A 22,183-nucleotide genomic window follows, 5' to 3' on the forward strand; every position below is an offset into this window, starting at 1 on the left:
TGCTGGCACCGGGCTGGATACACGGATGTCTCGGTCTGTGGTTCCGGTTGCGCCACTATGCGTGGGCACGCCGCATGAAGCCGGCACTGCTGGCGTTCATGGTCCTGCTGCCGCTGCTGTCCGCTGCGGGCTTTATCCGGATGATGCGAGCGGTCGAGGGGAGGGGCCTTGTGCTTCGACACGTCGATCCCGTGCTCATGGCCCATCAACCTGCGCTCGACGCCTGGCGCCACAATCTCCTCACCCTGTATTTCGCCCTGGTTGCCAGTGCGTGGATGCTGGGCCAGTTGCGCAACGGCCTTGAACGTCGAAGGCTGCGAAGAAGCTCACTGAGTTCCTGAGGAGTTGGAATTGCACGCGAGAGCCCCCGCTCGGGGCACCTTTCCAAAAAAGCGTCTATGGTTGAGTGATTATTCGGTCAATATGGATGCAGAAGCTACGGCGCGCCCTTTGAGCGAGTATGTGCACAAACATTTGCCAGGCGAACAGGATCATGTCCAGACGTGAATACCTTCGAGGCCAGCGATGCCGTGTTTGCCAACGTTGATTTGACATAATGTAAATTATCAACCGATAATTTGTTACGGCTTTTTTGAAATGTCCGATTCTGGCTCATTAGAGATGTCCGATTCCTGCCCTGGTTGAGGCGCACGCTCGCGTGAGGCGTCGACCAGGGGCGAACCATGAACGGACGTGAGCTGATCACGGCACCCGGCGCGCATTCTTGAGCGCCTTCCCAGGCAAGGTGGATCGCAAAAGACGGAGGTTTTTTTGTTTTCAGACTCGAACATTGCGCGCGACACGATCCAGGCGTACCTCGAGACACACTACGAGGTACTGGGCGAGATGCCGGCAACGCTGCAGATCGGTCAATTCAATCCGGCGCTTGCCACGCTGCATGACGCCCGCCACGTTGCCTGTAGCGCGTTCGTCACCGCCTGCAATCCGCTCAGCCGGCGCCTCGACCCTCAAGCCAATGCCGCCCGGCAAGAAGCGCTCGCGCACGAACTCGCGGCGCTCGGCCTCACCTGCATCGAGGGCGTCGGAAAACATCCGTCGAATCAGTGGCCCGGCGAAGCCAGCTTTCTCGTGTTGGGCGTGACGCTCGACGCCGCCAGGGCGTTAGGTGAAAAGCACGGGCAGAACGCGATCGTCTGGTGCGGCGCCGATGCCGTGCCGCACCTGATTCTCTTGCGTTAATCCGCGCGTTAATCCACGCGCTTTGCATGCCGTCTCGAGGGAAAGTCGATCACTGCGCCTGCGGCGTTTGCAGATACGGACGCAGCCAGCCCAGCCCGTCGGAAGTGGCCGCCTTCGGGCGGTATTCGCAGCCGATCCAGCCGTCATAGCCAAGCGAATCGATCAGCGCGAACAGGTACGGATAGTTGAGTTCGCCCAGATCCGGCTCGTGCCGCTCCGGCACGCCGGCAATCTGGATATGGCCAATGCCGGCGATGTCGCGTTTGAGCTTCATTGCGAGGTCGCCTTCGACAATCTGGCAGTGGTAGCAGTCGAACTGCACGCGCAGGTTCGGCGCGCCCACCTCGCGGCAGATGGCCTGGGCGTCGTCCTGGCGGCTGAGGAAGTAGCCGGGCATGTCGCGCTGATTGATCGGCTCGATCAGGATCTGGATGCCGTCGCCGCGCGCGGCTTCGGCCGCCCACGCGAGATTGCGTAAATAAGTCTCGCGGTGCCTCGCGCGATCGCCACCGGCGCCGATCAGGCCCGCCATCACGTGCAGCTTGTCGTTGCCGATCGTGCGCGCGTAGTCGAGCGCGGTCTCGATCGAGCGGCGGAACTCGTCCTCGCGCCCAGGCAGCGAAGCCATGCCGCGTTCGCCCGCGGCCCAGTCGCCGGGCGGCGCATTGAAGAGTGCCTGCACGAGGCCGTTGCCGTCCAGGCGCGAGCGAATCTCGGCGGCCGGGTGCTCATAGGGAAAGAGGTACTCGACTGCGCGAAAGCCGTCACGAGCGGCAGCAGCGAAGCGGTCGAGGAACGGGTGCTCGTTGTACATCATGCTGAGATTCGCAGCGAAGCGCGGCATGGCATCAGCTCCGGTTAGAGATCAAAAACTGCGCGGCGCGGCACATGCGTGCGCGGCGCAGGCAACCGTGAAAGGGCAAACGTCAGGCCATCAGCGCCGCGGCTTGCCGATCATCCGCGACATCGCCCGTGCCAGTTCCTTCACGACCGTGTCGGCGGTCGGCCGGTGCAGCAGCGCGATATCCATGGTCTCGACCGAAGGCAGCCCGCTCTTTTGCGTGAGCACGACGTGGTCGGCCGTGACCGAGCGCGCCGGCAGCAGGCTGATGCCGAGCCCGTCGGCCACGGCTGCCTGGATGCCGCTCAGGCTCGAGCTGATAAAGCTCAGGCGCCAGCGGCGCCCTAGCCCTTCGATCGCGTTCGTCATGTCGTCGCGATACAACCCGCGCGGCGGGAACGCGACCAGCGGTATCGGGTCGAGCTGAAACGAGGGATTCTTCGCGCTGTCGATCCAGCGCAGTTGCTCCGGCCAGCTGGCCACCGCCTCGCGGCTGTTGCGCCGGTGCTTCACGAGTGCGAGGTCGAGGTCGCCGCGGTCGTAGCTGCTGGCGATGTCGCGGCTCAGGCCACTTGTGACTTCGAGCTTCACCTGCGGATGCTTGCGATTGAACGCCGCGAGCATATGGGTCGTCGGCCCGCCGACGAAGTCCTCCGGCACGCCCAGGCGCACCGTCAAGCCCACTGCCGCCCCCGCCAACGATTCGATCATTTCGTCGTTGAGCGCCAGCATCCGCCGCGCGTAGGCCAGCAGCGTCTCGCCCGCATCGGTCGGACGCACGTCGCGGGCGCCGCGCTCGAGCAGCTTGTGCCCCGCCATGTCCTCCAGACGCTTCACTTTCTGGCTCACCGTCGATTGCGTCGAATGCAGCCGCGACGACGCCGCCGTGAACGTGCCGCAATCCGCCACCATGACGATCGCTTTGAGCAGGTCCAGATCGAACAGCGGTCGATGCCCTCTTATGGTGTTTTTCATCGGACCATTTGATTTTCGAATGAGATACCGCCTTCTATCACGCGGCACCGTGGCTGGCAATCGCGTGCCGCCCTGCCTCGCATTCGCAGCGCACCGCCGCCGCCGCGCAACGCCTGCAGGGCATCCCGGTCGCATTCGATTTTTCACTGAATTGCATTCGAACATTTAATTTTCGAATGGCGAGCGCAATCGCTAATATTGAAACGTTTCGATCCGGCCGAACGCCGGGATCAGTACAGACATATTTCCTGAAGCGCCCGTTCGGCACGCGTGAAGCCGCGTTCGGCGGCATCTTCGCGGGCGCGATCGTGCTCGCGCTGGCAAACTGGCGAGGCATGACGCCCGCCTCGGTTTTCCCGGGCGCGCCGCTCGCTTTCACTTCCATTAACACGGGCCTCGTTGCGCTGTTCGCCAATGCGCTGGTGTTCGTCCTCATCAGCGCCGCGCAACGCGCACTGCGAGGCTCCATGGCCACTACCGTGGAATCGGCATGACTTCTGCTAACCGCCCTCTCCTGCTTTCCAATGTTCGCTTGGCCGATGCTCATCATGGCCACGATCGCCAGCTGGTGTCCGTCTCGGTCGTCGGCGCACGCATCGAGGCGATCGGCCCGAACGTAGCGGCGCCGCCCGATGCCATCGTTGAAGACGGCGGCGGCGCGCTGCTGCTGCCCGGCTTCGTCGAAGGGCACACGCACCTCGACAAGACGCTCTGGGGCCGCGACTGGTACGTGAACGAAGTCGGCCCGAATCTCACCGACCGCATTGCGAACGAACGCGAATTTCGCAAAAGCACGGGGTACGATGCGGGCGAGCAATCGCTTGCGCTCTCTCGCGCGTTCCTGGCAGCCGGCACGACGCGCTTGCGCACGCACGTCGACGTCGACACCGATGCGGGCCTGCGCTACCTCGAAGGCGTGCTCGACACGCGCGACACGCTGGCCGACGTGCTCGACATGCAGATCGTCGCCTTTCCGCAGTCGGGCATGCTGATCCGTCCCGGCACCGACGAGCTGCTCGGCAACGCGCTCGCCGCCGGCGCCGACGTGCTCGGCGCGCTCGATCCCGCCTTGATCGACGGCGATCCGGTGGGGTCGCTCGACGCCACCTTCGCGCTGGCCGAGCGTTACGGCAAACCCATCGACATCCACCTGCACGAGCCGGGCGAGATTGGTGCGTTCACGCTGAAGCTGCTGCTCGATCGCGTCGAGGCTCTGGGCATGCAGGGACGTGTCGTGGTGAGCCACGCTTTCTGCCTTGGTGCGCTGCCTGAACCCACGGCGCTGCTCGAACGCGTTGCGCGCCTGCGCGTGGCGCTGCTGACGAGCGCACCGCCCTCGCGCCCCGTGCCGCCGCTCAAGCGCTGCCGCGAGCTGGGCATCACGATCCTCGGCGGCAACGACGGCATACGCGATACGTGGACGCCCTACGGCGTGCCGGACATGCTCGAGCGCGCGATGCTGATCGGCATGCGCTACGACCTGCGGCGCGACGACGATCTGGCGGTCGCGTTCGATTGCGTGAGCGCGGCGGCCGCGAGCGGCTGCGGCTTCGCCGATTACGGCCTGCAGCCCGGCGCGCGCGCCGACCTCGTGCTGGTGGACGCCCAGACGGTCGCGCACGCGGTGGTCGCGCGGCCGGCGCGCAAGCTGGTGATGGCGAACGGGCGCATCGTCGCGCGTGACGGCGTGCTCACTAACGGCGTGTAATGTGCCGGCTGACTCATGAAAAAGCCCACGAACGAGAGTTGACATGGACAATCGGGAACGCGTAGATGTGCTGATCGCGCACGGCTGCGTGATAACGCTCGACCCGGCGCGCCGCGTGATCGACGACGGCGCGGTGGCGGTCAAGGGTGATCGCATCGTCGCGGTCGGCGCGACCGCCGAGCTCAGCGCAAAGTATTCTGCAGAACGCACGATCGACGCGCGCCGCAAGGCCGTGCTGCCGGGCTTCATCGACGCGCACGCGCACGCGGGCCACGCGATGCTGCGCACCATCGGCGGCGCGGACGGCGACGCGTGGACGGATGCCTGCGAGGCCATCTACACGCAGGCATCGGACGAGGAATTCTGGGAGGTGGAATCGCATCTCGCGGCGCTCGAACGCCTGAAGGCCGGCGTGACGACGGGCGTCTCGCTGCTCGGCGGCGGCGATTCGATCATGCGCGTGGACGATCCCGTCTACGCGCGGCGCCATTGCGATGCCGTGGTGAAGACAGGCACGCGCTCGATGGTTGCGGTCGGCCCTTCGCGGCCACCCTCGCCGCGCGCCTATACCCGGCACGGCTCAAACGGCAGCACGACGCGCGAAGTCGATTTCGATCAGATGTACGAAGTGTGCAAAGCGATCGTCGACACTTGCCACGGCGATGCAAACGGGCGCATCCACATCGCGCTGACCCTACCCGTCTTTGCGCCTCAGCATTACCCGGCGCAGGCGCAATGGGAAGACGTGGCGCGCAACGAGGCGGCACGCTACATGGCGCTGGCGCAGGCACACGCTCTGAGCTTCACGCAGGACGGCCATCGCGCCGGCACGCTGGCGTTCGCGCACCGCGAGCTGGGGCTCATGAATGCGAAGTCGTTCATGTCCCACGCCATCGACCTTACCGAAGCGGACATTGCCGCGTGCGTGGAATCGGGAGCCTCGATCGTGCATAACCCGAGCGCGATCATGTCGATCATCGGACGCTGCCCCGTGCCGGAGCTGATCGATGCGGGCGTCACGGTGGCGATTGGCTCGGACGCCGCCGCGCCCGACCGCGGCTACGACATGTTCCGCCACATGTGGCAGTGCATGCACTACCACCGCCGGCACTTCCGCGATCCGGACGTGCTGCCGCATGGCAAGGTGCTGGAGATGATCACGATCGACGCCGCGAAGGCGTTGTCGCTCGATGAGGAAATCGGTTCGCTCGAGGTGGGCAAGCTGGCCGACATCATTCTCGTCGACCTTTTCAAGCCGCATCTGATGCCGATGAACATGCCTGTCTATCGCGTCACGTGCTTCGCGAATGCCGCGGACGTGTGCATGACGATGGTGGGCGGCCGGATCCTGATGGAGGATTACCGCGTGCTGTCGGTGGACGAAGGGGAGATTCTGGAACGGGTAGAGGCCGCTGCGGAGCGCATGCTCGAGCGCAGCGGCCTGCGTCACCTGCTGGAAATGCCGGCGACGCTGTGGCGGGGCAGCCGCTATTAAGCCTTGCGCGTCGGCTGCTGGCCGAGCGTGAGCTTCACCGTGCGGTTCACGTCCTTGTACAGCAGGTAGCGGAAGCGCGACGGGCCGCCCGCATAGCAGGCTTGCGGGCAGAACGCGCGCAGCCACATGAAGTCGCCGGCTTCGACTTCCACCCAGTCCTGGTTCAGGCGGTAGACGGCCTTGCCTTCGAGCACATAGAGGCCGTGCTCCATCACGTGCGTTTCCGCGAACGGGATCACGCCGCCCGGCTCGAACGTGACGATGTTCACGTGCATGTCGTGGCGCATGTCGCTCATGTCGACGAAGCGCGTCGTCACCCAGCGGCCTTCGGTGCCGGGCATCGGGATCGGCTCGATGTCGCGCTCGTTCGTGACGAAGGCTTCGGGCATCGGCACGCCGTCGACGGCTTCGTAGTGCTTGCGCAGCCAGTGGAAGCTTGCGACGTTGCCGCTGCGGTTGTGCAGCGTCCAGTTCGTGCGCGGCGGAATGAATGCGTAGCCGCCCGGCACGAGCTTGTGCTCGACGCCGTTGAGCTTGAGCTCGAGCTCGCCGTCGACCACGAAGATCACGCCTTCAGCGAGATCGTCGAGTTCGGGACGATCGCTGCCGCCGCCAGGGCTCACTTCCATGATGTACTGCGAGAACGTCTCGGCGAAACCGGTCAGCGGACGTGCGAGCACCCACAGGCGGGTCTTGTCCCAGAACGGCAGGTAGCTCGTGACGATGTCGCGAATCACGCCCTTCGGAATGACCGCGTACGCTTCGGTGAACATCGCGCGATCGGTCAGCAACTCGGTCTGGGCCGGATGGCCGCCTTTCGGCGCATAGTAAGGACTGGATGACATGCTTGACGCTCCGTGAGGATTTGATGTCACAACTTCAAAGGCGAGGCCGCGCGCGGACAAACGCGCGCGCGAAGGCGCTCGGGATAGTTAGCCGCGCTGGCCGGATGCGGCCTGCGTGGGTTCGAAGCTCATGCGGGCGATGTCACCCCAGAATTGCCCGCGCCGGACGATGACACGTTCGGCGGGCGCGGCCGCAACCGCAGCCGCTGCGTTCGGCGCCTTGAGGATCACGAACGACGCCTCGTTGCCCGGCTTCAGGCCGTAGTCGCGCTTGCCGATCACGGCCGCGCCGGCTTCGGTCGCCATGTCCAGCGCGACCAGCAACTCCTCGTCGGTATAGAAGCCGGAGCGGTAGCCGAGCAGCATGGCGCGCTGCAGCATGTCGCCGTTGCCGTACGGCCACCAGGCGTCCTGAATGTTGTCGTTGCCGCTGAACACGCGCACGCCGGCCGCGCGCAGCTGGAGAATCGGCGGAAAGGCGCGGTCGCCGGGGGCATTCGTCATGATCGACACGCCGGCCGCGGCAAGCGCGTCGGCGATGCGCGCCACCGCGTCCGGACCGACGTCGCCGAGCGCATAGGCATGGCTCACCGACACCCTGCCCTGCAGGCCGGCTGCCAGAGTGCGTGCCGCGATGCGGTGCAGTTGCTCGATGCCTTGCTCGCCGGGTTCGTGCAGATGAATGTCGATCTTCACGCCGCGCTTTTGTGCAATGCCGAAGACGATATCGAGCTGGCCCTCGGCGTCGCCGTCGAGCGTGGTCGGGTCGATGCCGCCCACGACGTCGGCGCCTTCGCGCGCGGCCGCGTCGAGCACCTCGGCGGTGCCCGGGCACGACACGACCCCGGCCTGCGGAAAGGCAACAAGCTCGATGTCCATGATGCCGCGCCATTTTTCGCGCGCTTCCATCACGGCGTGAAGGTGGGTCAGGCCGGTCGTGGCGTCCACGTCGACGTGGCTGCGCATGGCCATGGTGCCGAACGATGCCACCTGGCGGATCAGCGCATCGGCGCGCGCGGCAATGGGCGCCGCGCCGGCCAGCGCGGCTTTTTCGTCGGCGAGGCGCTCGCGCAGCGTTGCCGCGACGCGATGGGGGCGCCAGCGGTCGCCGACGAAGCTCTTGTCAAGGTGGATGTGGCCGTCGACGAAGCCCGGCAGCACGAGGTGCCCCTTGAGGTCGACGACTTCGGCGCCGCCGGTCTCGGGGCGCTGCGTGCCAAGGGTGACCAGGCGTCCGTCGCGTACGGTGAGATTCAGGGACTGGCCGTCAGCGCCCACGGCGTTGACGAATACGCGATCGAACATGACTGTGTCTCGGCAAATCACGACCCACTCAACGCGTTCCGATCTGCGTTGCGCTCGCTGCGCAGCGTGGGCCTATGGGAGGATAGATGTCAACACCATATCGGACGTCGGCGTTATCGGCAAATTAAATGTTGGAATGTCCATCATTTATTTTTCAAATAGCTTGCCGCCAGGGCAGATACCTCGCCAGCGAATCCCGACATGCCGCATCGACAGCCTGATGGCGGTAATCCACATAAACAGCCTGAGAGCTGTAATCCGCATATACAATCCATAGGCTGTATTTTGCATTTACAGCTTTAAGGTTGTATTTTGCATTTACAGCCTATAGACTGTGAGTCGCCCCTTCCCTTCGCCACGTCACCGCAGCAGGAGCCTCGCGTGGACTACTCGCTCAAGACCGTCAGCCAGCTGCGCCCCATGCTGCTGGGATTCCGCAAGCAAGCCGGTCTCACCCAGGAAAAGGTGGCGCAGCGCCTCGGTATTTCCCAGCAAAGCTATGCCGCCTTCGAAGCGCACCCCGAGTCCGCAAGCGTCGACCGGCTCTTTCGCGTTCTGCGCTTGTTCGCGGTCGAAATGCGCCTGTCCTGGGCGGCTTCCCTCCCTATGAGGGCTGAGCGCGGCAACCGGGCCAAAAGTGCCGCGGCCCCGGCTGGCCCTGCGAAGAGCAAAGCCCCGGAAAGCCGCCCCCTTGAGGGCAAGGCACGCGGCGCTCCGGCTAACCCGCCCAGGCGCAAGGCGGCGGCCGTGCCTGCCACGCGCAGCGCCGCCGCGAAAAAGCGTGCGGCGCCCAAGCCGGCACCCGCAGCGGCACCCACAGCAGCTCCCACGCGCGCCGCAAAACGCGTCACCCCCTCCGCCGCCGGCAAGAGCACGGCGCCAAAGACCCGCGCGAAGCCGCGCAAGCGGGAGGACTGGTGATGGCGCGCGCCCGCCAGACGAACCGTCTCGACTTGTGGATGAACGGCCTGCCCGTTGGCTACTGGGAGATTGCGCGCGGCGTGGAACGCCTTGCGTATTTCGAAAGCTGGATGGAAGACGAGCAAGGCCGGCCGCTGTCGCTTTCGCTGCCCTTCACGCCCGGCAATCAGCCGTTGCGCGGCGCCGTCGTCACCGATTACTTCGACAACCTGCTACCCGACAGCGAGCGCATCCGGCGCCGCATCGCGGCCCGCTACCGCACGGGCGGCACCACGCCGTTCGAGCTTCTCGCCGTGCTCGGGCGCGACTGCGTGGGCGCGCTGCAACTGCTGCCGGCCGGCGAGGAGCCAGCGGGACTCGAAAGCATCGAAGGCAAGCCGCTGTCCGAAGCCGCCATTGCGCGGCTCTTGCGCGACACCACCTCCGCCCCGCCGTTTGCCGAGCATGAAAGCGTGGACGACCTGCGCCTCTCGATTGCCGGCGCGCAGGAAAAAACCGCCCTGCTCTGGCACGGCGGCCGCTGGCTGCTGCCCGTGGGCAGCACGCCCACCACGCACATTCTGAAGCTGCCGCTCGGCCTCGTCGGCAACATGCGTGCCGACATGCGCACCTCGGTCGAGAACGAATGGCTCTGCGCGAAGATCGTCGCCGCTTTCGGTCTGCCGATCGCGCCCTGCGAGATCGCCCATTTCGAAGACACCAAGGTGCTCGCGGTGGAGCGCTTCGACCGGCGCATTGCGCGCAACGGCCGCTGGATCGTGCGCCTGCCGCAGGAGGACCTGTGCCAGGCAACGGGTACGCCGGGCCTGCACAAGTATGAAGCCGACGGCGGCCCCGGCATCGAAAGCGTCATGGCCGTGCTCGGGGGCTCCTCGCGCCAGGCAGACGACCGGCGCCATTTTTTCATGGCACAACTGATTTTCTGGCTGCTTGCCGCAACCGATGGCCACGCCAAGAACTTCAGCATCGCGCATCATCCCGGCAGCCGGTACGCCGCCACACCGCTCTACGACGTGCTCTCGGCGCATCCGATCATCGGGCGCGGGCGCAATCAGCTTCCCGCGCAGCGCGCGAGCCTCGCGATGGCCGTGCGCGGACGCAACGCGCACTACCGCATCGCGCAGATCCTGCCGCGCCACTGGATCGCCCAGGGGCAGCGCGTGGGCTTTGCCGTCGAGCAGGTCGAGGCCATGATGGCATCGGTGGCTGGGGACACCGAACGCGTGATCGGTGAAGTCGCCGAGCAGCTTCCCGGCGACTTTCCGCTCGACGTGGCCGAGACGATCTTCGCGGGCATGCGCAGGCAGGCAAGGGTTCTGTCGGCGGCTTGAGTGGCTGCTGTCTGGCTGCTGTGTGACTGCTCGGGCCGATGCCGGCAACGCGCGCGCCGTGCGTTGCCGGTCGGCCTGGCGCGGCCGGGCCAGGGTGCGCGGGATCAGTCGCGCGCCATTGCGCGTTCGATGCTCATCTGCGTGGGCATCATGTTGACGTTCGCGTTGTGCATGACCCACAGCGAAAGCCCGACGATCACCGCTATCAGGAACGCCGTGCACACGAAGATGCCGGTGTTCGCGAGCTGGCTGCGCGAGGCGCCGATATGCAGGAAATACACGAGCTGCACGACGAGCTGAGCGACGCACAGCGCGACGATGGCCGCAAGCCCGGCTTCGGGCGGCACCGCATGCAGCATCACCACGCCGAACGACGCGAGCGTGAGCACGAGCGACAGTATCGTGCCGATCATGTAGCTCTTGAGACTGCCGTGCGTATTGTCGTGGCTATCGTCGTGGCTGCCCGAATGCGTAAGGTTGGTCTGGCTCACAGCATGCCTCGCAGATAAACAAAGGTGAAAACACAGATCCACACGAGATCCAGGAAGTGCCAGAACAGACTCAGGCACGCGAGACGGCGGCGGATCGCGCCGATGAGGCCGAATTTCCAGGTCTGATGCATCATGATCGCGATCCACAGCAAGCCGGCTGTGACGTGCAGGCCGTGGGTGCCGACCAGCGTGAAGTACGCCGAAAGATACGCGCTCGTATGCGGGCCCGCGCCATCGGCAATGAGCTTTGCGAACTCGTTCACCTCCATGCCGACGAAGCCCGCGCCGAACGCGAAGGTAATCGCGAGCCACACGATCACCTGCGCTTGGCGCTGCGTGTGGAGACCCAGCATCGCCATGCCGAACGTGACGCTGCTCGCGAGCAGCAGCAGCGTTTCGCCCAGCACGTAGGGCAGCTCGAAGAGTTGCCTGGCGCCCGGGCCCCCTGCCGTTGCATTCGCGAGCACGCCGAAAGTGGCGAAGAGCGTCGCGAAGATGAGGCAATCGCTCATCAGGTAGATCCAGAACCCCAAGGTGGTTTTGGTGCCGTCGTCGTGACCGTGATCGTGGCCGTGCCCATGGGCGTGAGTGGTAGCAGCGTGAGCCATGGTCAAGCCATCTCCTTGAGTTGTTCAACTTGCCCGGGTTGTTCGAAGCGTGCGATACCAAGCTGCCTGAAGCGCGCGTTCTCGATGCGCGCCACCTCCGCGGCCGACACCCAGTAATCGACGTCCTGGTCGTAGCTGCGCACGATGAACGTGCCGATCATGCCGACGAGCCCCACCGCCGCGAACAGCCACATGTGCCACACGGCGGCAAAGCCGAACAGCAGGCTGAACGCGGCGATGATGAAGCCCGCGCCCGTGTTGCGCGGCATATGGATGTCCTCGTAGGCGCGCGGCTGCACGTACGCGCGGCCCGCTTCCTTGTTGTCCCAGTGCTGCTCCATCGAGGTGATCTCCGGCAGCACGGCGAAGTTATAGAACGGCGCGGGCGAGGCCGTCGACCATTCGAGGCTGCGGCCGTCCCAAGGGTCGCCGGTGAGGTCGCGGCTCGCATCGCGCTCGCGAATGCTCACGTAAAGCTGCACGATAAAGGCGAGGATGCCGAGTCCCACGAACACCGCGCCCACGAGCGCCACCACGAGCCACGGATGCCAGCCGGGCACCGCGTAGTGATTCATGCGGCGCGTCATGCCCTCGAAGCCGAGGATATAGAGCGGCGTGAACGCGAGCCAATAGCCGATCAGCCAGCACCAGAACGACACCTTGCCCCAGAACTCATTGAGCGTGAAGCCGAACACCTTCGGGAACCAGAAGCTCACACCCGCAAGACAGCCGAACACCACGCCGCCGATGATCACGTTATGGAAGTGCGCGACAAGGAACAGCGAGTTGTGCAGCACGAAGTCCGCGCCCGGCACGGCGAGCAGCACGCCGGTCATGCCGCCCACGGCGAAGGTCACCATGAAGCCGATGGTCCAGAGCGTCGCGCTGTGATAGCGGATGCGGCCGCGGTACATCGTGAAGAGCCAGTTGAACAGCTTCACGCCGGTCGGGATCGAGATGATCGTGGTCATGATGCCGAAGAACGCATTGACGTTCGCGCCCGAGCCCATCGTGAAGAAGTGATGCAGCCACACGAAGAACGAGAGAATGCCGATCGAGGACGTCGCGTAGACCATCGACTTGTAGCCGAACAGCGGCTTGCCCGAGAACGTCGCGATGATCTCCGAGAACGCGCCGAACGCGGGCAGGATCAGGATGTAGACCTCGGGGTGGCCCCACACCCAGATCAGGTTGATGTACATCATCGCGTTGCCGCCGAGCTCGTTCGTGAAGAAGTGCATGTCGAGATAGCGGTCCATCGTGAGCAGCGCGAGCGTGCCGGTGAGCACCGGGAACACCGCGACGATCAGGATGTTGGTGATGAGCGCGGTCCACACGAACACCGGCATCTTCATGAGGTCCATCCCGGGCGCGCGCATGCGCAGGATGGTCACGATGAAGTTGATGCCCGAGAGCGTGGTGCCGAGTCCCGAGAGCTGCAAGGACCATATGTAGTAGTCCATACCGACAGTCGGGCTGTAGCCGAGCTCCGAGAGCGGCGGATACGCGACCCAGCCCGTCGCGGCGAAGTCGCCGACGAACATGGAAACCATCACCAGCACTGCGCCCACCACCGAGAGCCAGTAGGAGAGCGAGTTCACGAACGGGTACGCCACGTCGCGCGCGCCGATCTGCAGCGGCACGACCACGTTCATGAGCCCGAGAATGAGCGGCGTGGCCACGAAGAAGATCATGATGACGCCGTGCGCCGTGAAGATCTGGTCGTAGTGATGCGGCGGCAGATAGCCCGCCGCGTCGTTGAAGGCAACGGCCTGCTGCACGCGCATCATGATCGCATCGGCAAAGCCGCGCAGCAGCATGACGACCGCGAGCACGATATACATGATGCCGATGCGCTTGTGGTCCACCGAGGTGATCCACTCGCGCCACAGGTAGCCCCACTTCCCCGCGAGCGTGATCGCGGCGAGCAAGGCAAGGCCGCCGAGCGCCACGACGGCGCCCGTGCCCATGATGATCGGCTCGTGCCAGGGAACGGCATCGAGCGTGAGTTTTCCGAACATGTGTGTTTACTCCGCTGCCAGGGTGGCCGAGGGGGTCGTTTTCACCGTATGCACTGCGCTGACCGAACCGGCCGACGTGGCGGACACGAGGCCATTGGGACGATCGAGGGGGAGCGCCGGGTTGTTCACGCCCGCACCCGTGCCGCAGATAGGATTGCCGTGAACGTCGCGCATGTACTGGCCGACTACGCCATCGAAAAGGCCCTGCGCGACGTTCGAATAGAAGGTGACGGGCGTCTTCTCGCCCGGCTGCGCGAGCCGCGCGTAGGCGCCGCGGCTCAGCACCGCGGGCGAGGCTTTCGCACGCGCGATCCAGGCGTCGAAATCGGCGCGGCTGGTGGCGAGCGTGTCGAAATGCATGTCCGAGAAGCCCGGCCCGCTGAATGCCGCCGAGCGGCCCGCATAGGTGCCGGGATGGTTCGCGATCAGATGCAGTTGTGTCTGCATGCCCGACATCGCATAGACCTGGCTGCCAAGCTGGGGGATGAAGAACGAGTTCATCAGCGAGTCGGCGGTCAGGCGGAACGACACGGGCGTGTCGACCGGAATCGCGAGCTGGTTCACCGAGGCGACGCCGTAATCCGGGTAGATGAAGAGCCACTTCCAGTTCAGCGCGACCACGTCCACGCGGATGGGCTTTTGCTGCGATTCGATCGGCCGGTACGGATCGAGCGCGTGCGTCGTGCGCCAGATCAGCGCGCCGAGCGTGAGCACGATCACGCAGGGGATCGACCACACCACGACTTCGATCGCGGTCGAATGCGACCACTTCGGCGCGTAGGTCGCGCGCGTGTTGGTCGCGCGATAGCGCCACGCGAACCAGAGCGTGAGCGCGATCACGGGGATCACTACGAGCAGCATGAGGCCGAGCGCGATCAGGATGAGGTTCTTCTCCTGCATGCCGATGTCGCCTTTCGGGTCGAGCAGCACGGAGCTGCAGCCGCCGAGCAGCGCGAGAGCGGCCGCGAGCGCAAGCATCGCGCAGGTGCGGAGGGTGCGTGGTGGGGATGAGCGCGGGCGCTCAGGTTGTGGAAGCGGCGGGCCGGCTTCGACGGCCGGTCCTCTTCGTGTGTGGGAGGTGCGCATGTCGGGTTCCATGGTTGACTTGTCGCGCAAACCCATCCATACGATGCTCACATCGCTCTCACGGCGGCGGGCAGACGCCGCCGCCCAGATAGCCATACATAGCCTTTATGTATGGATTTACGCGCTTCGTGTCCGCATGCTAGAGTAAGACATCATGCATACATCCGCGACAAAATGACGCGAAACGATCCCATCGATCCAGACATCACGGCGCCAGAGTGGGCCGAGACATGGGCTTCAGCGCTACAAGGCGGCAGCGGGCCGCGCTATCTGCGGCTTGTCGACTTCATCGAGCGCGCGGTGGCCGAAGGCATGCTGGCGCCGGGCGAGCGTGTGCCCGCTCAGCGCGCGCTCGCGGCGCTCCTCGGCGTGGACCTCACGACCGTGACGCGCGGCTTCAACGAGGCGCGGCGGCGCGCGCTGATCGAGGCGCGCGGACCGCTCGGCACCTTCATCGCGGCTCCGCGCGCGGAGCTCGAGCGGCGCGTGGACCTGAGCATGAACATCCCGCCGCCGCCGGCCGGCATCGACACCGACGCGTTGCTGCGCGAAGGCCTCTCGCGCCTCTTGCTGCGCAGCGACGCCGACTTGCTGATGACCTATCACATCGGCGGCGGCAGCGCGGCCGATTGCGCGACGGGCGCGAAATGGCTCGAGCCGATGCTCGGCAAGATCGACCCCGCGCAGGTGGCCGTGTGCCCCGGCGCGCAGGCGGCGCTGGCCGCGCTGATCCTTGCGTTCACGGGGCCGGGCGAGGTCGTGCTGAGCGAGCCGCTCGTCTATCCGGGGCTGCCGCACGCGGTCGCGCAACTGGGGCGCCGCCTCGAAACCGTGGCGACGGACGCCGAAGGCATGCTGCCCGACGCGCTCGAAGCCGCGTGCGACCTGCATGGCGCGCGCCTCTTGTACCTGAACCCCACGCTGCAGAACCCCACCGCCGCGACCATGCCGGAAACGCGCCGCCGCGCGATTCTCGAGGTAGCGGCGCGCTGCGGCCTGCGCATTGTCGAAGACGATCCTTACTGGCGCTTCGCGCCCGAGGCGCCGCCGCCGCTTGCGCGCCTCGCGCCGGCGCAGGTCTGCTACGTCTGCACACTCTCGAAAACGCTCTCGCCGGGCCTGCGCACGGCATTCCTGACGTTGCCCGATGCCGCGTCGCGCGCGCGCGTGCTGGCTGCGCTGCGCAGCTTCTCGCTCATGGCCGCTCCGCTCACGAATGCGCTGGCCCTGCAGTGGATCGAAGACGGCACGGCCGCGCGGATCTTCGAAGGCGTGCGTGCCGAGGCGCAGGCACGTCAGCGCATGGCGGCGCAGATGCTCGGGCCGGCGGCCTGCGAGAACGCGGGCATTCATCTCTGGTACGCGCTGCCGAGCTACTGGCAGGCACGCGAACTCGCGGCGGCCGCGAGCACCGAAGGCCTTGCTGTAGCGCCGTCCACGGCGTTCGAGCAAGGCTTGGGCACGACCGGGAATACGGCAAATGCGATCCGCATCTCGTTGGGCGCGACCGCCGAGCGCACGCGTCTGCAGGCCGCGCTGCGGCGCCTTTCCGCGTTGCTCGCTAGCGACCGGTCGGCAACCGCGCAAGTGCTCGTCTAGATTTCGCCGTCGCGCGCGAGCCGTGTTTCTGCGCGCCTCGCGGCTGTGCTGCTCGTGCGGCTTGCGCACGCGGGGGCTGGCATCTCGCTTGCTTCTCCTTCAGCCGGACGCGCTGTGCGCACGACAGACGGTTGCCGCACACACTGGCCGAGACGCTGTCACGCTGCGCCAGTACACTCACCGGATCGGATGCGGCCCGAAGCGGGTCACGCTGCCGGGTCCCACGTCACCGCGCCGCGCGCCGGCGCCTTTATTCGGGAGGTTTGAAAATGGCCAACGACACCATGCTGCAGCAGATGCGCGAGAAGCCGGGGTTCATTGCCGCGCTCGACCAGAGCGGCGGCTCGACGCCTGGCGCGCTGCGGCAATACGGCATCCCGGAGAGCGAATATAGCGGCGAAGCCGAGATGTTCCGGCTCATGCATGAGATGCGCGTGCGTATCATCAGCGCGCCGGCCTTCACGGGCGCGAAGGTGATCGGTGCGATTCTCTTCGAGCAGACCATGGACGGCCAGGCGCACGGCAAGCCGGTGCCCGCGTTCCTTTGGGAAGAGCGCGGCGTGGTGCCCTTCCTCAAGGTCGACAAGGGTCTCGAAGCCGAGGCGGACGGCGTGCGCCTCATGAAGCCGATGCCGGGCCTCGACGCGCTGCTTGAGCGCGCCGTGAAAGCCGGCGTCTTCGGCACCAAGATGCGTTCGGTGATCGAGCACGCATCGCCTTCGGGCATCGCGGCTATCGCGAAGCAGCAGTTCGAGGTGGGCGAGCGGATCGGCGCGCGCGGCCTCGTGCCGATTCTCGAACCCGAGGTGTCGATCAAGGCGCCGGACAAGGCACCGGCCGAAGCGCTGCTGCGCGACGCCCTGCTCGAGGGGCTCGACGCCCTGCCCGCTTCGAGCAACGTCATGATCAAGCTGACGATTCCCGACACGCCCGACTTCTACAAGCCGCTCATCGATCACCCGCGCGTCGTGCGCGTGGTCGCGCTCTCGGGCGGCTATACGCGCGCCGACGCCTGCCAGCGGCTGGCGGCCAATCACGGGATGATCGCGAGCTTCTCGCGCGCGCTCATCAACGACCTCACGAGGCAGATGAGCGATACGCAATTCGATGCCGCGCTCGCGGCGAGCATCGACGAAATCTACAAGGCTTCCGTCGAGAAAGTCTGAGCAAGCGCAGAGCGAAGCGCGTTGAGATGCACAGCCGGGCCATGTCCCGGCTGTCTTTTTTCGTGGCCGGATATACTGTGCGCCTTTCATTCGCTCACCTGTTGTTTGCTCATGAAAGGACCGGCCATGAGGCGGTTACTCTGCCTGCTCGTCATGCTGCCCGGCCTCGTGCAATACGCGGCGGCCCAGCAGCCCCCCGAAGACGACAAGAAGCTCCCCACCTACCTGAGCCAGAAATTCGGACTGGCAAAGGACAAGGCTGCCCAGATTTCGCAGGCCGTGACCACGGCTGCCGAGAAATACTCGCTGCCGCCTGCCGTGCTCCTCGCCATCATCTCGATCGAATCGCGCTTTCGCGAAAAGGCGCACGGCGCGAACCATGCGACCGGGCTCATGCAGGTCGTGCCCTCGGCACACCGTAATCTGCTGCGCGACGGGAAGGATCTCACGGACCCCGAAGTCAATATCGATGTGGGCTCATCGATTCTCTACGGCTACAAGCGCGCGGCCGGCGGCGATCTCGACGCGGCGATGAAGAACTACGGCGGTTCGAAGGCCTATGCGGAGAAGATCCGCATGCGTGCCGCGGAATTCAGCCGCGTGCTGGACACGGCGAGCGCGCCGCAAGCCGGCGCCGCCGCAGCGGATGCGCCGGCAACCTTTAGTGGTGCTTTCTCGGCCGGCATGGCCGGCAACATCGCGGCAAGCGACGTGTCCGCGGCTTCCACAACGGCGTCGCCAGCCGGCACGGCGCCGGCAGCGCGAACTTCCGCGCAATCCCTGCAATCCGCATCATCGTTCTCGACAGCGAGCGCCTCGGGCGCCTCCGGCATCGACGCGTCGTCCATGCGCGGCGCGCTGGAGTCGCGCAGCAACGCCCGCTCGCGCGAACGCTGAGACGCGGCGCGACGGTCGCTGCGCGCACAGGCCGGCCTTGTGTCGCACGCCCGGCCGACGCGATTCGGCGCCGGGCCGGACGCGCCGGCCCTGCCGATGCGCCGCTCTGCCTTACGCGGCGGGGGCCTCGCCGTCGTTGCCAGACGCCTCGCCGGCTGCCTCAGGGGCTTGCTCCGGCGCCGGCTGGGCCGGCTGTTGCGGCGCGGCCGCAGCATGCTCCACGGACTGCGTTGCGGCAGCGGCATCCTGCGCGGGCGCATCGGTAACCGCGGGGGCGGCGGCCGGCTCGGACGCCGGTGCTGCCTGCGCTGCCGGTGCGGCTTCCTGCGGCTTGGCGCGCGCCTCGGCCTTCGCCTTCTGGTGCGCGAGCGCCGCCTTGGCGCGGCCGACGTGCGAGGGCTCGATGCCCGGACCTTCCGAAACGCTGCCGTCCAGCTCGTAGCGCGAGCCGCCCTCGGCCACGCGCTCGTGATAGCGCGGATGATTCACGTGGCGCTTGAGCACGGCGACGATCAGCGTGCGCTCGTAGTCGGGATGGCGCGCGACGAGGTCCTCGACTACGCCGATCTTCAGCGGCAAACGCTCGCGGAACGCCGGATAGTGCTTCGCGAAGACGTTCCAGGCCGTATTGAGCTGGCGATTGCGCTCGATGCGCGCCTTTTCGGCCTCGCTCAGATTGGCCATCGACGGCTGCGCGCGTGCCGGACGCTGGCGCTGCGCGCCGCGCTCGCCGTCACGCGGGCCGCGCGAAGGGCGCGGCTGCTGGCCGCGGGCGTCGCGGCGCTTCTCACCCGCCTCGCCGGCTTCGCCTGCTGGCTTGCCCTGCCCCTCTGCACGCTGCTGGGGACGTGCGCGCGAACGCGCCTCGTCCGCGCCGCCGGGGCGAGGCCCATTGGACCCTTTAGGCCCCTTGTGGCCGGGCGCGCCTTGAGCGCGCCGCTGGCCCTGAGCGCCCTTCTGCGGCCCGGTCTTTGCGCCCGCCTTGGTTCCTTTGGGCGCATGCCGGCCTTGCGGCGTCTGCGCCTGTTCTTCGGGAGGCTGCTCGGTACCCAGGCCCATGCTCTTCTTGATTTCCAGAAGCCCGTCTTTGAAGCTCAGGGTACGGCGTTGTTGCGATGCGGCTTTCACGTCCAGATCTCTTCCTTATTGGATCGGACGCTATGATACAGAATTCGCGCAGCGTGTTTTTATCCCGGCGCGCGACGCAGCTGTTTCGGGGCAGGCCGCGCAAGCATCGGGCGTGGCGTAATTCGCCGGCGTGAGGCCCCGAATACGTCTTGCACGAGGGCCCTGGCGGCCACGGAATGCCCCCAGCCGTCCCGCTGGCGCCCCGCTTTCATCGGCGCGCCGGGGCGCTACTGTTCCCCGTTTTTCATCGGCCGACGTTCGCGCCAACGCGAGCATCGTGCGCTTTTTCTTCCAGACCATGACTGCTCCCACCGTTACGCCTTCCCCGATTCGCGCCATCGTGACCGGCCATTCCCGCGGACTCGGCGCCGCCCTCGCAGAACTGCTGCTGGAGCGCCAGATCGACGTGCTTGGCCTCGGCCGCAGCGCGCACCCGACGCTTGCCGCGCGCGAGCGTCCGCCGTCCGCCACGCAATTCAAGGAAACCGAGCTCGATCTCGCCGATCCCGCCGCGCTCGAGCGCTGGCTCGCGAGCGGCGCGCTGCGCCAGTTCGCGCACGGCGCGCAGTGCGTGCTGCTGTTCAACAATGCGGGCACGGTCGAGCCAATCGCGCCGCTCGGCGCGCAGGACGCGGGCGCCATCGCTCGCGCGATCACGCTCAACGTCGCGGCGCCGATGATGCTTGCCAACGCACTGGCTTCGAGCGAGGCATCGGATGAAGCGCAGGACCGCCGCATCGTGCACATTTCGAGCGGCGCGGCGCGCAGCGCCTACGCGGGCTGGAGCGTGTATTGCGCGACCAAGGCCGCGCTCGACCATCACGCACGTGCCGTGGCGCAAGACGCGCGACCCAACGTGCGCATCTGCAGCGTGGCGCCGGGCGTGGTGGACACCGGCATGCAGGCCACCATACGCGCCACGGGCGCCGACAAGTTTCCGCTGCGCGAGCGCTTCGAGCAGTTGAAGGAAAGCGGCCAGCTAGCCTCGCCGGAACACGCGGCGCGGCAACTGATCGACTACGCGCTGAGCGACGCGTTCGGCGCAACGCCAACGGCCGACGTGCGCGAACTCGCAAAGGGTTGACGAAAAGCGTCGCGGGCTCGCGCCAATGCTCGCCGCTGCGAGCACGCTGCCGCCTTAGGTGAGCGCAACGCGCGGCCGCTCCCCTTTCCATCGCCGCGCACCGCCGGCCAGCACCAGCAGCGCGCCGATCGCGAGCAGGTCGCCCGCGAGCCGGGCGGGCAAGTAGCCGTTCGCATGCGTGGCACGCATCAGCGTATCGATCGTATTCGAGGCGAGCGCGCCGCCCACGAAACACACGAGCCCCTGCTGACCCACCGTCACGACGCCCGGCAGGCGCGTGGCGAGCCAGCCAATCCAGCCGAGCCGCACCGCCTGCGCGGCAAGCCAGGCCACTGCGGCAAAGCTCACGATGCGCAGGCTCGCAAGGTTCTGCTTCATGTATCCCGGCTGCGGATCGACTTCAATGAAGAGCCGCACGATCGCGAACGAAGCAACGAGCGCGCACGCGAGCACCGTCAACGTGCGGCCGAGCCGCGAAACCTGGAAGGCCTCCGGCACCGGATAGAGCCGGCACAGCAGGCCGAGCATGAACATGGCCTGCCAGGCGAGCGGATTGAACGGCCAGTTCGAGCCCGGCGCGGTCGGCAAATAGTCCACGAGCCAGCAGCCCCCGAGCCAGATGCCGAAGCTGCCGAGCAGCACGACGTCGGGAGAACGTCGCGCGAGCGGCATGACCACGGGAAGCGCGAGCACGAGAATCACATAGAGCGGCAAGACGCCCGCCAGGTAGGGCTGGTCGCGAAAGACCGCGATATTGCCGAGCATCGCGAACGGATGCGCCACGAAGCGCAGAAAGCCCGAATCCGCGACGAGCGGCGAATCCACGCGCAGCGCCACGGCAGCCGCACCGGAAAGCAGCATCAGCGCCGCCGTGCACAGATAGGCGGCGTAAATTTCCCGCCCGCGCCGCCAGAAGCGCTGATTGGCGGCATAGGCGCCCTTCTTCGCGGCGATCGCGAGCCAGCTCGCCGCCGACACATAGCCGCTCATGAACACGAACACTTCGGCCGAATCGCAATACGCAAAGGTGTGCAGCATGCCGTGCGAAAGCACACTGGAAGGAATGTGATCGAGGGCGATGGCAATCAGCGCGAAACCGCGGAAAAAGTCGATTTCGATCGATCGCTTCGGTGTCTGACTCATCAATCAATACTCCCCTTCGGGTCGGGTTCCAGGGTTGGCGTAATGAAAAAAGACTCGGCTTCCAATGGCCGAATCGCCGGTGCGTCGAGGCTGTGGACCTGTGGTCAGGCTTTCATCAGGATTGCTGATCATGTACGCGACATTGCATGGCGTCGCCGATAGAAAGCCCCTCGTAATGACCCGACGCTTTCGACGTTACACCAAGCGAATTCAATGCCAGCTCGCAATACCACGCCCTTCACTGCCATCCCTTCCAGCATCGCACACTCCGCTACACGCCCGCAATTTCACCCTCAGGCGGAAAGTTGCGCGTAAGGATCGCTTGCGCGGCCCCGCTGG

20 protein-coding genes and 1 pseudogene are annotated in these 22,183 nt (G+C 66.2%); 10 read left to right on the plus strand and 11 right to left on the minus strand.

The features are described from left to right. Together EYW47_RS00005 and EYW47_RS00010 are read left to right on the plus strand one after the other, a co-directional pair. Positions 1-341: pseudogene (locus EYW47_RS00005) on the plus strand (hypothetical protein); the annotation flags it as partial. A 430-nt stretch (positions 342-771) separates the two neighbouring features. Then, on the plus strand, positions 772-1,200 hold the full coding sequence (locus tag EYW47_RS00010) for a DUF3293 domain-containing protein (RefSeq protein WP_133192845.1): 429 nt from the start codon (positions 772-774) through the stop codon (positions 1,198-1,200). A 49-nt stretch (positions 1,201-1,249) separates the two neighbouring features. Here EYW47_RS00010 and otnI read toward each other — a convergent pair whose 3' ends face one another. The 3 genes from otnI to EYW47_RS40655 form a co-directional block, all read right to left on the minus strand. Then, positions 1,250-2,044, minus strand: a complete 795-nt coding sequence (otnI, locus tag EYW47_RS00015; protein ID WP_133192846.1) for a 2-oxo-tetronate isomerase — start codon at positions 2,042-2,044, stop codon at positions 1,250-1,252. A gap of 90 nt (positions 2,045-2,134) precedes the next feature. Beyond that, complete coding sequence (locus EYW47_RS00020) at positions 2,135-3,016, minus strand: LysR family transcriptional regulator (protein WP_133192847.1); 882 nt, start codon at positions 3,014-3,016, stop codon at positions 2,135-2,137. 37 nt (positions 3,017-3,053) lie between these two features. Then, entirely contained in the window at positions 3,054-3,401 is a 348-nt protein-coding gene (locus tag EYW47_RS40655; protein ID WP_165976452.1) for a hypothetical protein, read from the minus strand. Positions 3,402-3,506: 105 nt separating this feature from the next. Here EYW47_RS40655 and EYW47_RS00030 point away from each other — a divergent pair, with 105 nt between their 5' ends. After that, complete coding sequence (locus EYW47_RS00030; protein WP_133192848.1) at positions 3,507-4,724, plus strand: amidohydrolase family protein; 1,218 nt, start codon at positions 3,507-3,509, stop codon at positions 4,722-4,724. Between the two features lie 43 nt (positions 4,725-4,767). After that, the gene (locus tag EYW47_RS00035; protein WP_133192849.1) at positions 4,768-6,219 is read left to right on the plus strand and encodes an amidohydrolase family protein; all 1,452 of its coding nucleotides are present in this window, start codon (positions 4,768-4,770) and stop codon (positions 6,217-6,219) included. Here the strand turns inward: EYW47_RS00035 and EYW47_RS00040 are convergent. Both EYW47_RS00040 and EYW47_RS00045 read right to left on the minus strand, forming a co-directional pair. After that, positions 6,216-7,064 (minus strand): bifunctional allantoicase/(S)-ureidoglycine aminohydrolase, encoded by an 849-nt coding sequence (locus tag EYW47_RS00040; RefSeq protein WP_133192850.1) that lies wholly within the window; start codon positions 7,062-7,064, stop codon positions 6,216-6,218. The two genes, EYW47_RS00035 and EYW47_RS00040, sit on opposite strands and share 4 nt — an antisense overlap. Positions 7,065-7,151: 87 nt before the next feature. Further along, positions 7,152-8,369, minus strand: a complete 1,218-nt coding sequence (locus EYW47_RS00045) for an amidohydrolase family protein (protein WP_133192851.1) — start codon at positions 8,367-8,369, stop codon at positions 7,152-7,154. A gap of 381 nt (positions 8,370-8,750) precedes the next feature. Between EYW47_RS00045 and EYW47_RS00050 the strand changes: the two genes are divergently transcribed. Together EYW47_RS00050 and EYW47_RS00055 are read left to right on the plus strand one after the other, a co-directional pair. After that, complete coding sequence (locus tag EYW47_RS00050) at positions 8,751-9,290, plus strand: helix-turn-helix domain-containing protein (RefSeq protein WP_133192852.1); 540 nt, start codon at positions 8,751-8,753, stop codon at positions 9,288-9,290. Further along, positions 9,287-10,621 (plus strand): type II toxin-antitoxin system HipA family toxin, encoded by a 1,335-nt coding sequence (locus tag EYW47_RS00055; RefSeq protein ID WP_377785219.1) that lies wholly within the window; start codon positions 9,287-9,289, stop codon positions 10,619-10,621. The genes EYW47_RS00050 and EYW47_RS00055 overlap by 4 nt, the downstream gene beginning before the upstream one ends. Positions 10,622-10,725: 104 nt before the next feature. On the opposite strand, the gene cyoD is transcribed toward EYW47_RS00055, so the two are convergent. From cyoD to cyoA, 4 genes are read right to left on the minus strand one after another with little or no spacing between them, the layout of a single operon-like run. Continuing rightward, complete coding sequence (gene cyoD / locus EYW47_RS00060; RefSeq protein WP_276322919.1) at positions 10,726-11,112, minus strand: cytochrome o ubiquinol oxidase subunit IV; 387 nt, start codon at positions 11,110-11,112, stop codon at positions 10,726-10,728. Continuing rightward, positions 11,109-11,720, minus strand: a complete 612-nt coding sequence (cyoC, locus tag EYW47_RS00065; protein ID WP_133192854.1) for a cytochrome o ubiquinol oxidase subunit III — start codon at positions 11,718-11,720, stop codon at positions 11,109-11,111. Before cyoC ends, cyoD begins: the two co-directional genes overlap by 4 nt. Before the next feature lie 2 nt (positions 11,721-11,722). Next, a complete protein-coding gene (cyoB, locus tag EYW47_RS00070; RefSeq protein WP_133192855.1) occupies positions 11,723-13,741 on the minus strand; it encodes a cytochrome o ubiquinol oxidase subunit I in 2,019 nt (672 codons plus the stop codon). 6 nt (positions 13,742-13,747) lie between these two features. Further along, entirely contained in the window at positions 13,748-14,719 is a 972-nt protein-coding gene (gene cyoA, locus EYW47_RS00075) for a ubiquinol oxidase subunit II (RefSeq protein WP_240763468.1), read from the minus strand. 282 nt (positions 14,720-15,001) lie between these two features. Here cyoA and EYW47_RS00080 point away from each other — a divergent pair, with 282 nt between their 5' ends. The 3 genes from EYW47_RS00080 to EYW47_RS00090 all read left to right on the plus strand — a co-directional run bounded on the left by EYW47_RS00080 (position 15,002) and on the right by EYW47_RS00090 (position 18,489). Then, positions 15,002-16,426 (plus strand): aminotransferase-like domain-containing protein, encoded by a 1,425-nt coding sequence (locus EYW47_RS00080; protein ID WP_133192857.1) that lies wholly within the window; start codon positions 15,002-15,004, stop codon positions 16,424-16,426. Between the two features lie 269 nt (positions 16,427-16,695). After that, positions 16,696-17,592, plus strand: coding sequence for a fructose bisphosphate aldolase (locus tag EYW47_RS00085; RefSeq protein WP_133192858.1), 897 nt, complete (start codon positions 16,696-16,698; stop codon positions 17,590-17,592). Positions 17,593-17,718: 126 nt separating this feature from the next. Next, on the plus strand, positions 17,719-18,489 hold the full coding sequence (locus tag EYW47_RS00090) for a transglycosylase SLT domain-containing protein (RefSeq protein ID WP_133192859.1): 771 nt from the start codon (positions 17,719-17,721) through the stop codon (positions 18,487-18,489). Positions 18,490-18,600: 111 nt separating this feature from the next. On the opposite strand, the gene EYW47_RS00095 is transcribed toward EYW47_RS00090, so the two are convergent. After that, entirely contained in the window at positions 18,601-19,617 is a 1,017-nt protein-coding gene (locus EYW47_RS00095) for a ProQ/FINO family protein (protein WP_133192860.1), read from the minus strand. 298 nt (positions 19,618-19,915) lie between these two features. On the opposite strand from EYW47_RS00095, the gene EYW47_RS00100 reads away from it, so the two are divergent. Beyond that, on the plus strand, positions 19,916-20,701 hold the full coding sequence (locus EYW47_RS00100) for an SDR family oxidoreductase (protein ID WP_133193579.1): 786 nt from the start codon (positions 19,916-19,918) through the stop codon (positions 20,699-20,701). A 54-nt stretch (positions 20,702-20,755) separates the two neighbouring features. Here the strand turns inward: EYW47_RS00100 and EYW47_RS00105 are convergent, their stop codons facing one another. Next, complete coding sequence (locus tag EYW47_RS00105) at positions 20,756-21,844, minus strand: OpgC domain-containing protein (RefSeq protein ID WP_133192861.1); 1,089 nt, start codon at positions 21,842-21,844, stop codon at positions 20,756-20,758. Between the last annotated feature and the right edge of the window lie 339 nt (positions 21,845-22,183).

The sequence above is a fragment of the Paraburkholderia silviterrae genome, from assembly GCF_004353915.1.
Taxonomy (GTDB): domain Bacteria; phylum Pseudomonadota; class Gammaproteobacteria; order Burkholderiales; family Burkholderiaceae; genus Paraburkholderia; species Paraburkholderia silviterrae.

Bases quoted from the DNA above. Each gene is read 5' to 3' on its own strand.
- otnI (WP_133192846.1), bottom strand. From the start codon at position 2,044: ATGCCGCGCTTCGCTGCGAATCTCAGCATGATGTACAACGAGCACCCG.
- EYW47_RS00020 (WP_133192847.1), bottom strand. From the start codon at position 3,016: ATGAAAAACACCATAAGAGGGCATCGACCGCTGTTCGATCTGGACCTG.
- EYW47_RS40655 (WP_165976452.1), bottom strand. From the start codon at position 3,401: ATGGAAGTGAAAGCGAGCGGCGCGCCCGGGAAAACCGAGGCGGGCGTC.
- EYW47_RS00030 (WP_133192848.1), top strand. From the start codon at position 3,507: ATGACTTCTGCTAACCGCCCTCTCCTGCTTTCCAATGTTCGCTTGGCC.
- EYW47_RS00035 (WP_133192849.1), top strand. From the start codon at position 4,768: ATGGACAATCGGGAACGCGTAGATGTGCTGATCGCGCACGGCTGCGTG.
- EYW47_RS00040 (WP_133192850.1), bottom strand. From the start codon at position 7,064: ATGTCATCCAGTCCTTACTATGCGCCGAAAGGCGGCCATCCGGCCCAG.
- EYW47_RS00045 (WP_133192851.1), bottom strand. From the start codon at position 8,369: ATGTTCGATCGCGTATTCGTCAACGCCGTGGGCGCTGACGGCCAGTCC.
- cyoC (WP_133192854.1), bottom strand. From the start codon at position 11,720: ATGGCTCACGCTGCTACCACTCACGCCCATGGGCACGGCCACGATCAC.
- cyoB (WP_133192855.1), bottom strand. From the start codon at position 13,741: ATGTTCGGAAAACTCACGCTCGATGCCGTTCCCTGGCACGAGCCGATC.
- cyoA (WP_240763468.1), bottom strand. From the start codon at position 14,719: ATGCTTGCGCTCGCGGCCGCTCTCGCGCTGCTCGGCGGCTGCAGCTCC.
- EYW47_RS00080 (WP_133192857.1), top strand. From the start codon at position 15,002: ATGACGCGAAACGATCCCATCGATCCAGACATCACGGCGCCAGAGTGG.
- EYW47_RS00085 (WP_133192858.1), top strand. From the start codon at position 16,696: ATGGCCAACGACACCATGCTGCAGCAGATGCGCGAGAAGCCGGGGTTC.
- EYW47_RS00090 (WP_133192859.1), top strand. From the start codon at position 17,719: ATGAGGCGGTTACTCTGCCTGCTCGTCATGCTGCCCGGCCTCGTGCAA.
- EYW47_RS00100 (WP_133193579.1), top strand. From the start codon at position 19,916: ATGACTGCTCCCACCGTTACGCCTTCCCCGATTCGCGCCATCGTGACC.
- EYW47_RS00105 (WP_133192861.1), bottom strand. From the start codon at position 21,844: ATGAGTCAGACACCGAAGCGATCGATCGAAATCGACTTTTTCCGCGGT.